At 57.8% G+C, this 9635-nt stretch carries 15 protein-coding genes; 11 read left to right on the top strand and 4 right to left on the bottom strand.

The window, feature by feature from the left end:
* The first annotated feature begins 157 nt into the window (after positions 1-157).
* The 6 genes from NQF87_RS08560 to NQF87_RS08535 are packed head-to-tail and all read left to right on the top strand — an operon-like array spanning position 158 to position 4323.
* Complete coding sequence (locus tag NQF87_RS08560; protein ID WP_266127996.1) at positions 158-619, top strand: phage tail assembly chaperone; 462 nt, start codon at positions 158-160, stop codon at positions 617-619.
* Positions 616-756, top strand: coding sequence for a hypothetical protein (locus tag NQF87_RS08555; RefSeq protein ID WP_266127995.1), 141 nt, complete (start codon positions 616-618; stop codon positions 754-756). Before NQF87_RS08560 ends, NQF87_RS08555 begins: the two co-directional genes overlap by 4 nt.
* Entirely contained in the window at positions 743-2299 is a 1557-nt protein-coding gene (locus NQF87_RS08550; RefSeq protein ID WP_266127994.1) for a lytic transglycosylase domain-containing protein, read from the top strand. The genes NQF87_RS08555 and NQF87_RS08550 overlap by 14 nt, the downstream gene beginning before the upstream one ends.
* A 1-nt stretch (position 2300) precedes the next feature.
* The gene (locus NQF87_RS08545) at positions 2301-2969 is read left to right on the top strand and encodes a hypothetical protein (protein ID WP_266127993.1); all 669 of its coding nucleotides are present in this window, start codon (positions 2301-2303) and stop codon (positions 2967-2969) included.
* A 5-nt stretch (positions 2970-2974) separates the two neighbouring features.
* On the top strand, positions 2975-3274 hold the full coding sequence (locus NQF87_RS08540; RefSeq protein ID WP_266127992.1) for a phage baseplate plug family protein: 300 nt from the start codon (positions 2975-2977) through the stop codon (positions 3272-3274).
* Positions 3271-4323 (top strand): hypothetical protein, encoded by a 1053-nt coding sequence (locus NQF87_RS08535; protein ID WP_266127991.1) that lies wholly within the window; start codon positions 3271-3273, stop codon positions 4321-4323. The genes NQF87_RS08540 and NQF87_RS08535 overlap by 4 nt, the downstream gene beginning before the upstream one ends.
* Here NQF87_RS08535 and NQF87_RS08530 read toward each other — a convergent pair whose 3' ends face one another.
* Together NQF87_RS08530 and NQF87_RS08525 are read right to left on the bottom strand one after the other, a co-directional pair.
* Complete coding sequence (locus NQF87_RS08530; protein ID WP_266127990.1) at positions 4324-4752, bottom strand: hypothetical protein; 429 nt, start codon at positions 4750-4752, stop codon at positions 4324-4326.
* A gap of 2 nt (positions 4753-4754) precedes the next feature.
* A complete protein-coding gene (locus NQF87_RS08525) occupies positions 4755-4889 on the bottom strand; it encodes a hypothetical protein (RefSeq protein WP_266127989.1) in 135 nt (44 codons plus the stop codon).
* Between the two features lie 154 nt (positions 4890-5043).
* Here NQF87_RS08525 and NQF87_RS08520 point away from each other — a divergent pair, with 154 nt between their 5' ends.
* The 3 genes from NQF87_RS08520 to NQF87_RS08510 are packed head-to-tail and all read left to right on the top strand — an operon-like array spanning position 5044 to position 6720.
* Complete coding sequence (locus NQF87_RS08520; protein WP_266127988.1) at positions 5044-5307, top strand: hypothetical protein; 264 nt, start codon at positions 5044-5046, stop codon at positions 5305-5307.
* Positions 5304-6035 (top strand): BRO-N domain-containing protein, encoded by a 732-nt coding sequence (locus NQF87_RS08515; RefSeq protein ID WP_266127987.1) that lies wholly within the window; start codon positions 5304-5306, stop codon positions 6033-6035. Before NQF87_RS08520 ends, NQF87_RS08515 begins: the two co-directional genes overlap by 4 nt.
* Before the next feature lie 58 nt (positions 6036-6093).
* On the top strand, positions 6094-6720 hold the full coding sequence (locus NQF87_RS08510; protein ID WP_266127986.1) for a Gp138 family membrane-puncturing spike protein: 627 nt from the start codon (positions 6094-6096) through the stop codon (positions 6718-6720).
* Here the strand turns inward: NQF87_RS08510 and NQF87_RS08505 are convergent.
* Complete coding sequence (locus NQF87_RS08505) at positions 6717-7136, bottom strand: hypothetical protein (protein ID WP_266127985.1); 420 nt, start codon at positions 7134-7136, stop codon at positions 6717-6719. The two genes, NQF87_RS08510 and NQF87_RS08505, sit on opposite strands and share 4 nt — an antisense overlap.
* A 30-nt stretch (positions 7137-7166) precedes the next feature.
* The gene (locus NQF87_RS08500; RefSeq protein ID WP_266127984.1) at positions 7167-7583 is read right to left on the bottom strand and encodes a hypothetical protein; all 417 of its coding nucleotides are present in this window, start codon (positions 7581-7583) and stop codon (positions 7167-7169) included.
* 1160 nt (positions 7584-8743) lie between these two features.
* Between NQF87_RS08500 and NQF87_RS08495 the strand changes: the two genes are divergently transcribed.
* Positions 8744-9109, top strand: a complete 366-nt coding sequence (locus NQF87_RS08495; RefSeq protein ID WP_266127983.1) for a hypothetical protein — start codon at positions 8744-8746, stop codon at positions 9107-9109.
* Positions 9096-9635, top strand: a 540-nt coding sequence (locus NQF87_RS08490; RefSeq protein WP_266127982.1) for a baseplate J/gp47 family protein, incomplete at its 3' end; no start/stop codon positions are given. The genes NQF87_RS08495 and NQF87_RS08490, both read left to right, overlap by 14 nt.

Genomic DNA, 9635 nt, shown 5'->3' with positions numbered 1-9635 from the left:
GAATGGCGAGCTGAGGCTGAGAGGTTTCAACCGGAAATATACGTTTGTCTCCGGCTGCGTGCTGGAACTGTCCGCCGTCCCGAATGGTGGCGAGCTTCTGGAGGAACGGTCCATTCACATCCGGTGGGAAAATGTCCTGCCTTCGGGGATTTAAGACATGAAGAGCATTGAATGGTCCCCTGCTGAAGGCCCAGATGCGGGCAAGCAGTTCATCATCACCCGTATGTCGGCCTTCACGGCAGACCGTTGGGCGCGCAATGTCGTCCGTGCTCTGGGGCGTTCCGGAGCACGGACACCCCGGGAGGCTCTGGATAGCGGCATTGCGGGCCTCTCCGGCCAGAGCATGGCCCTCTTCTCCCATCTCAGCGACGAAGAGTGCGACATGGCCTTCCAGGGCCTGATGGACTGCGTGAAAATCCGACGGGACCCCGGCAATCCATCCGTGGAACCTGCTCCCATCATTGATGCGGATATTGCAGACGCCAACACCATACCGGCCCTGCGCACGGAGGCATTCAAGCTGAACGTGGATTTTTTCAGGGCCGCAATCTACCAGATTTACCCAATGATCGCAGCTCTTCGGGGGCAGCTGGTGGACGAAAACCAGCCCGATGCGTGAATGTCTCGGCCCCCCTTTCTCTGGTGATGGGGGCACGACTGGCGACACTGCATGAGCTGAAGACCGTCTACGACAGCGAAGACATGTGGCTTCTCTGGGAAATTGCGGCCGTGGAGCGTGTAAATGGCTATTCTTGACGTATTGACCGTACAGATCCTGATGGACAGCTCTGGCCTTGTGAAGGGCGCAAAGCAGGCACAGGACGGCCTCGACAGAACCGAAAAAGCCGTCGAGAAAACCGGGAAAAGCCTTGAAGGAGTGGGCAAGAAAGGAGCGGATTCATTCGCCGCCTTACGTCGTGAGGCCCTCGGGGCCATCGCCCTGTTCACGGGCGGGGCTGGTATCGCTTCCTTCACCCACGACATTGCCGCCGCCAACACGGCCCTGGGCAGCCTTTCCCGGCAACTTGACATTGCCCCACAGAAGTTGACGCAGCTTCATGAGGCCATGAAAGCCTCTGGCGGGGCCGCCTCGGACGTGGACGGGTTCTTCAAGAGTATCCAGAGCAAGGCCAGCACGAATGAAGGGCTGGCCCAGCTTACCCGCCTGAGCCAGCTTACCGGGGTTGACTATCTCGACAGGAATGGCCGGGTCCGGGCCGACATCTTCGATCAACTCGCCCATTCGCAGAGATTCCAGGGCCTCACACGGGGTGTGCAGGACAATTATGTGCAGCAGCTCGGAGGTGGCACCGCAGTCACCAACCTAGTCACCCGCCGTGACTACGACGGCCTGCAAAAACGGTTCGCGGGCCTCGGCCCGACCGCTGAACAGATCAGGCAGGGAGAGCAGCTTCTGTCCGATTGGACGGAGTTGAAAGCCAACACCGATCAGGTGATGCAGCGGGTCTTTTCTGATCTGGAACCATCCCTGCACAGTTTCTTGCAGGCCCTGATCGCCATTGAGAAAGCGCACCCGCAGGAGATTGCGGACGGCGTGGCTGGAATTGCCTCTGCGCTCACCGTGCTGTCGAGTATCTTAACAGCGAGGTCATTCCTCCGTATCGTGCGGGGCCTGACAGGGATTGGGGGTGGGGCAGCGGCTGGGACCGGCCTTCTGGGGGCAGCCTCCCGTTTTGCGGGGCCTGCCGGGGTTGCCGTTGCCGCCCTTACCCCTCATGAGCTGGGAGCTGACGACGATTACGACATGAGCAGGCCCCATGCTGTGAGCCTGCGCCATGTCGATCTCGAACGCCTGACTGGTGCCGTCGCCATGCAGGAAAGCGGCGGGAACGCCAACGCCGTCTCCTCTGTGGGGGCACAGGGGCTGCTCCAGCTCATGCCGGGCACGGCACGAGACCTCGGCGTCACGGACCCGTTTGATGCGGACCAGTCATGGGCAGCCGGTCAGAAATATCTGGGTCAGCTCCTCCAGAAATACCACGACCAGATGAAGGCATTGGCGGCCTACAACTGGGGGCCGGGCAACCTCGACAAGGACCTGAGAAGGCACGGCGACCAGTGGCGGTCCTACCTTCCCCGTGAGACCTCGGATTACCTGATGCGGGTCGGACGGAACTATGAGACGGGGAACGTCGTGCATCACAACACGACCACGCACAGCCCGACCATCAACGTGTCGGTGAATGGCGGGGTCGGCACGCCGGATGAAATCCGCCGGATGGCCCGGCAGGGCGCATCAGAGGCACTGGCGAGGCATGAGACTGGGAAGATAGGATAAAATGGCTGATTTAAGCGCATCGCTGACCAGCTTCGCAGGGTCAGCCATTGATGGCTGGGCGATCCAGCGGGCCGCCCGGCAGTGGGGCATATTCCGCCGGTATCAGGACCGGGAGGCAAGCCCCGTCGCCCGGGTGCTGGGTGATGGATTGGACAATATCATCGGCAGAAGGCCTGACCGCATCCTGTCTGCGGCGCATGTCGAGAGCCTCGGGATTCATGAGGAGTCCACCATATCGAAGTCGCCTCAGGCATTGGGGAATTTCTCCAGTTATAACAAGGTCTATGAACCATTCACGGCGACAATCCGTTTCATCTGCGACGGCTCGGAGACAGGCAGCATTGTTGAGAACCTGCTTCCCGGTTTTGTGCGGGGTCTGCTCGGGGACGGTCCGGACACTGTACGGAAAGACTTTGTCGCCACTCTGGCCGCCCTTGTGAAGGATACGAACCTCTACTTCGTGGCAACGCCAGAGCGGGTCTACAAGCACGCCAACATCATCAGCTACCGTATTGACCGGAAAGCGGAAGGCGGCGTGGATATGATCGTGGCTGATGTGACGCTGCAAGAGGTCAGAAGCACGAAAAAGACCGGCTGGGTGACAGTGAAGCACCCCCAGGGGGCACAGACCCAGAATGGCGGGGCCGTTACACCGCAGGCACAGGGATAAAAAACGTGATCTACTCCATCCCTCTACAGCCGGTCCCGGCACAGAGCGTTACCTGCGCCCTCTCCGGGCGTCAGATCAGTTTATGGCTCCGGCAGCTCTCCACAGGCGTTTATCTGGATGTACGGATGAACGGACAGCCCTTGATAATGGGGGCTCTCTGCCTGAACGGGGTTGACCTAATCCGCAACGCCGCCTCCCTTCTGCCGGGGAAGCTCTACTTCACTGATACGCAGGGCAATGAAGACCCCTATTATGATGGGGTCGGAGAGCGTTTTATTCTTAATTACGACGATGGTGCAGCATGAGCGAACATCTCCGGGCTATCCCTCAAAGCCTGTCATTCACCCGCAAGCAGATATCTGTCACCTTCAACATCGCCCTGCCAGATGGCACAACGGATAGCCTCACGCTGGAAAGCGATTACCGCATCAAAGCGATTGTCTCACATGCGGGCATGAGCGTCGGCTCCGAGCTTGAGCTTGAAATCTGGGGCATGTCGATCAACGACATGAATCAGCTTTGTTACGTCGCCAACTACCCCAACGCTGAAAATCCCCGGACGGTGAACCAGAGCAATTCCACCGTGACCGTGCGGGTCGGGGATTACGGAAAGCCGTTGACGACCCTGTTCACCGGCCTGCTGACGGAAGGATCTGCCGACCTGAACGGCGGGGAGCCGGTATTCCGTGCCCACGCCATGACAAGCGTTATCATGGCCGCTGTGGTGCCAGACCCGATCAGCTATCGGGGGCCTCGGTCGGTTGTGTCTATCCTCAGCGATATTTGCACAGCAGCCGGTTTCCAGCTGATCGACCATGGCGGTTGGGGAAGGCACTCGACCCTGCACAACCACTATGCCGAGGGCACGACGCTAGACCAGATCAGAAGAACGGTCGAGGACTGCGGGGGGACATATAATTTCACTAATATCAACGCCCCAGCCGTCGAAGGAGCCGCCCCCTTAGGTGGGACCGTTGAGGTATGGGGACCGACATATGGCGGCGTCACAAAAGATATGTTGGCGAGAACAATCCCCCTTATTTCCCCAGAAACAGGCCTGATCGGTTACCCAGCCTACAACCGGGCCGGGATTTCTTTTTCGTGCTTCCTCCGCCCCGACATCGCCTACTATCAGCCCGTGAAGGTGGTAAAAGAGTACACTCCTGCCGGGTGGGTGGCCGGAGAAAACGGCCTGAACCAGCAGGGACAGCGCATCGCCTCGGCTCCGTGGAACGGGTTCTGGCTGCCATACAGCATCACCCATGAAGTCACGGCTGAAATACCGGGCGGAAACTGGCACACATTCGTGGACTGCCAGATGGCGAATGTAGGGCAGCAGATCGCTGTTAAATGATCAGTCGAGGTTCTTGCGCTCGCAGGTGCCAGAATGCTCGACAGACGCAATGAGCTTGTCGTCATAATCGGGCCGATCTAGGCCATTCTCATAATCAGCCGTAAGCTGGGCCACATAGTGAGAACATGCGCTATAGGGCTTGTGTTGCGTTGCCCACACAGCCTTCCGGGCCGTGTTGGGAGACATGCCCATTTGTCGCAGATGGATCTCTGTTTCCGCAGCCATACGATTTGAAACGGCATCCCAATCGCTTTGAGAGGGAACAATCTCGGACTGCACGCAGCCACGAGGGCCACAAGAGGCCATCGCCGCCTTCCTGTTGGCTTCCATTTGCCGCTCATTCCTCTGGGCAAGGGTCAGTCCATCATCTGCCCAAGCCACGCCGGACAGCCCGATGATAGCGGCGGTGATGAGCATTAGTTTCTTCATGGTCACTCCTTTTTCTCACTCTCCAGCCCCCGCTGGATAAGGCGGCGGATGGCTTCCGGGCGAGTGACACCATGCCGCTGCGCCCATTCATCAATCAACTCAGATAAAAAAACAGCCATCGTGAAATGCTGCGCCACAGTGTCTTTACGTGGCCGCCCCCTGCCCCGTTTTTTTTCTGTAGATTTTATTATTGCGTTGTCCATTATTTTTCTGTAGAGAAAAAAACAGGGCAGCGCAAGGTCTGGAACACCTCGCACCGCCCCTAACCCCTAACTGAAAGGTACTTCAGTCATGGCTGATGCCAAAAATACCACAATACCGGCTGCATTGCAGCAAATCCCGCTTCGGAACGTCATTGATTCTGCCAAAGAGTTCACCAACCATATGACGCTACTGCTCGATGCGCTGGAGGGGATGATCCCGGAGCCGGACGATGACGGTGCTCAGGCATATGATTTCGTCCAGATGATTCTCAATCATACGGAATACCATGGCGACATGCTGACCCGTGAAATGCGGACTATCGACAGCATTGCAATGGGAGAAGCCGCATGAGCAACATCATTCCTTTTTCCTTTTCCGGCCATGATGTGCGTGTCGTCCAGAAAGACGGTGAGCCTCTCTTTGTGGGGAAAGACATCTGCGATGCGCTGGGATTTTCCAACTCCAGCAAGGCAATGGACGATCACTGCCGTGGGGTAACAAAACGTTACCCCATCTCCGATAGCCTCGGCAGAACCCAGAAAGTCCGTGTTCTGACGGAAGGTGACGTGATGCGGCTGATTGTCCGCTCCAAGCTGCCAGCGGCGCAGGAGTTCGAGGCTCTGGTTTTCGATACCATCCTGCCGACAATTCGCCGCACCGGGTCTTACATCCCGGATTCCTCCGAGGCTCTGACAGCGCAGGCAACCGGTGGCATCGTGAAAAGCGTTGTCGCCAAAGCCCTCCGCACGGAGGGACCAAACATCGTGCGGGCCATTCTGGCCGAGCAGGGCTTCTCACTGGTGGAGGACTACAAGACGGCCAACGGCTGGCTGATTGAATACAAGGCCGTACAGAAAGGACGATCTGGCCTGACACAGAAGGTTGGCCGGACACTCCGCAAGCTGTGCGAGGAGCTGGGCATCCCCCGCCACCGCTGCGCCGTGTCCGGCAAGTGGCTCTATCCTTCCGCTGTGGCTCGCCCCTTTTTTCAGGGCACGGGCGGCCACTGGGTCAGGATGCACAATGCGGCCGTAGCCCTTGGGCAATCCGCCATTCGCTTTAAGGATGAGGTGGCCTGACAAGAAAGGGGGCAGCCATCCCGGCCGCCCCCTAAACGTATGTAGCTAGGGAAGACCCATGCCAACAAACAACACCCCCTACTGGGACCGCACGGGAACCGGGATCAATCTCAACACGATCATGAACGGGCGGATTCAGGACCATATCCGCAAGATCGGCCCCTCCATGCTGGTGCAGGTGAAGGCCGTGAAGGCCGGGGCAGCCTCCATCACTGGCATGGTGGATGTGCAGCCGATGGTCCACCAGCAGGACAAACAGGGCAAGGCCCACCCTCGCCAGATCATCCACAACGTCCCCTATCTCCGCATCCAGGGCGGCAGTTCGGCCCTCATCATCGACCCCAAGCCGGGGGACATTGGCTTCATCGTCATTTCTGGCCGGGATCACACCCATGCCGTCACCACACGGCAACCCTCTCCCCCCGCCTCGTTCCGGCAGTTCGCCATGCAGGACTGTGTCTATGTGGGCGGATTCCTGAATAACGGGCCGGATCAGTTCATTCAGGCCACGGATAGTGGATGGCGCATTGTAACACCGGGCACTGTCTCAATCGAGGCAGGCAAAGTGACCGCAAACTGCGACATCGAGACAAGCGGGGATGTGAAGGCGGGCGGCATTTCGCTCAAGCAGCATACGCATGGCGGCGTGCAGTCCGGCGGGAGCAAGACCTCTCCACCCTCTTAATCGAGGTTCTTACGCTCGCAGGTGCCAGAGTGCTCGATGGCGGCCACAAGGTCTTCATCGTACCCTCCACGGTCTGCCCCACTGTCATAATCAGCCGTGAGCTGCCGGACATAATGGGCGCAGGCACTATTGGGTCTATGAGATGCTCCCCATACAGCCAATTTTGCCGTCTCGGGCGACATGCCCATTTTCCTCAGATGAATCTCTGTTTCAGCATTTAGGCGGGCGGCTACAGCATCCCTATCCTCTTTGGATGGCTCAAAGGCAGGATGTCTATAAGTTCCGTCTGCCTTTTCTTCCTGAATGATCTTGGCAATGGAGGGATCATGCTTTGCCATCTCTTCAAGAGCATCCTCAGCCCAAGCCGTCCCCGCCAGCCCCAGCACGGCGGCGGTGATGAGCATTAGTTTCCTCATGATGTACTCCTACTTTCCCGACTCAAGCCCTTACTTCCCGTAGAACTGATCCAGAACTTTCAGAAGGTCTTGAGCCGCCATGATATTACAATGTGCGGCTGCTGCTGCTCCCCCGTGCCCGCCAGCTTCAGTATAGGATATCTCAACCGCATCACCCATTGCCTGCTGATAGGCCATCCAGGCCCTGATGGCCTTTTGAAAGGCAGCCTTGCTTTGGGGGCCTACTGAATTCCGTGTGATCGCAACCACCCGCTTGTTAAGCTGGAGATTCAGCTCAGCAGACTTAATGCTGCTATCTTCCTGATCCTGTTGGGCCACAGCCTGCATGGATTGCATCAGCTTGTTGACCTGATCGTCATTACCCTCAGCCCTCACCGGGAGAGCATGTCCCAACAGCCCAAAAGCCAGAACAAAAGCAACACCTGCGTTCTTCAAGGTTCTCTCCACGTAACTACTCCTCTTTTTCTGCCGCCAGTCCTCGCTGGATGAGGCGGCGAATGGCTTCGGAACGGGTAATGCCATGCTGCTGCGCCCATTCTTCTAAAGCCGTAATTAAGGAAACCGGTACACGACCTGTCAACAATGGATCTTTCCCTGTTGCTGGTCGCCCACGCTTCTTCTTTTTAGGTGTAACCCCTATTGGCGTATCCATAATTAGGTTATACATAAAAACAAGCCGAAAGGAAGCGGCTTGACCATTCTGGGGGGCGGCTCGAATGTGTTCCCCACCTTTGCGGGGATGGCCCGGGTGTCATAAGAGCCACATCCGATTATTGCCTGCAACGATGATAACAGCACATACTTGCACATTCGCCAATTTGGTATAAATCTTACTACAAAGATATCTTACACATTCAGGAGGATTGTGATGGCCCACATCGCTAGGCATATCTGTCAGAATGTCGTGGGTGTGTTTGCCGCCATGTATTCCCTTGGCGGCGCGCCCGCCTCTTATACAGCAACATCAGCCGATTCCCTTACGGCTGCGGCATGGCGACAGACTGGGGCCTCCCTACGATCTGCAATGCGAAAAGCAGACGACAACCACCTCGCATCAGAGAAAGCCATATCCACCAAATGACCAGCTCTGAGAAAGAGCCTCCCAAGAAGTATTCCCCCCCTACGGGGAATGTACACACCGTTTCTCTCAGCGGGGGAAGCATACAGGACAGGATCGTTCAGGCCTCTCATCAAGTTGTACACACTCAGAAACTACACGCTGGTCCTCTACCGCCTGCCAGTGATTTAGAGGCTTATTCAAGAATTGGGAAGGACGGTGAGGTTCTAGAGCTCATCTTGGCCATGGCCCGGAAAAACAATGAAACGCAGAACAAGACAGCCCATCGTGCGCAATTGTTCTCCTTTTTCAGTGATCTCTCCAGAACCGCCACAGGCCTGATTTTCGGTCTTAGTTGCCTGTACGCTGCGTATACTTTGGCCATGCACGAGCACCCATACATAGCCAGCGTTGTAGCTACAACTACTGTCTTCATTGGCTTGGGAGTTCTGGTGATGAGAGTCTTATCATCTCCCAAAGATGGCTCCCCACCGCCAATAAAACATAATGAATAATAACTGCGCCCCTCCCCCACCGGGAGGGTTTTTTTATGCCCGGAGTACCCATGAAAACCCTCTCCCTCACCAATGACTGGGACCTCTCACTGGACAGCACCGGAAACCTCGTCGTGCTGAACGACAGGGCGGCCATCCTTCAGGACGTATGCTCCGCCGCCCGCACATGGCTGGGCGAGGTCATCTACGACACCGGGCAGGGCATACCCTACGACACGGACATCCTGCGCTCGGACGTGGACCTCTCCTTCTACGCCTCTGAGATCGAGGATGCGGCCATGTCCGTCCCCGGCGTGGCGGCGGCCACCTGCCACCTCGCCAACCCCACGAAAGACCGGCAGCTCACCGGCGTCATTCTCGTAACCTTCAGTGATGGGAGCATGGACCATGCCCAGTTCTGACGCCACGACAAACGTCCCGGCCCCCATCCTCACCGATGCAGGCTTCACCGCCCCCTCCGAGCAGGACATCCTTGCCGGGGTTCTGGCTGACATGAATGCCGCTCTGGGTAGGGGAGCCAATACGGCCCTGTCCACCCCACAGGGGCAGATTGCGATCTCAGAAACCGCCATTCTGGGCGATTTCCTCTCGGCCATGCTGGCCGTTTTCAACGGGGTGGACCCTGCCTCTTCCTCCGGTCGGATGCAGGATGCCATAGGCCACATTTACTTCATGGACCGACGCCCCGCCACGGCCACGACCGTCACGGTTCAGGCCGTCGTGAATGCGCCGGGCCAGACCATACCAGCAGGCACGGTTGTGGCGCAGGGCAGCGACGGAAGCCTTTATGTGGCCCCACAGGCCATAACCCTGCCCCAGACCAGCACGGCCAGCCTGGACCTGACATGCCAGACGGCCGGGGCCATCACCTGCCCCTCCAGCAGCCTGACGCTCTATCAGGCGGGGCTGGGCCTTGCGTCCCTCACA

It is taken from the genome of Bombella dulcis, from assembly GCF_026385505.1.
Lineage (GTDB): Bacteria > Pseudomonadota > Alphaproteobacteria > Acetobacterales > Acetobacteraceae > Bombella > Bombella dulcis.
This window is presented reverse-complemented; position numbering and strand designations above follow the sequence as displayed.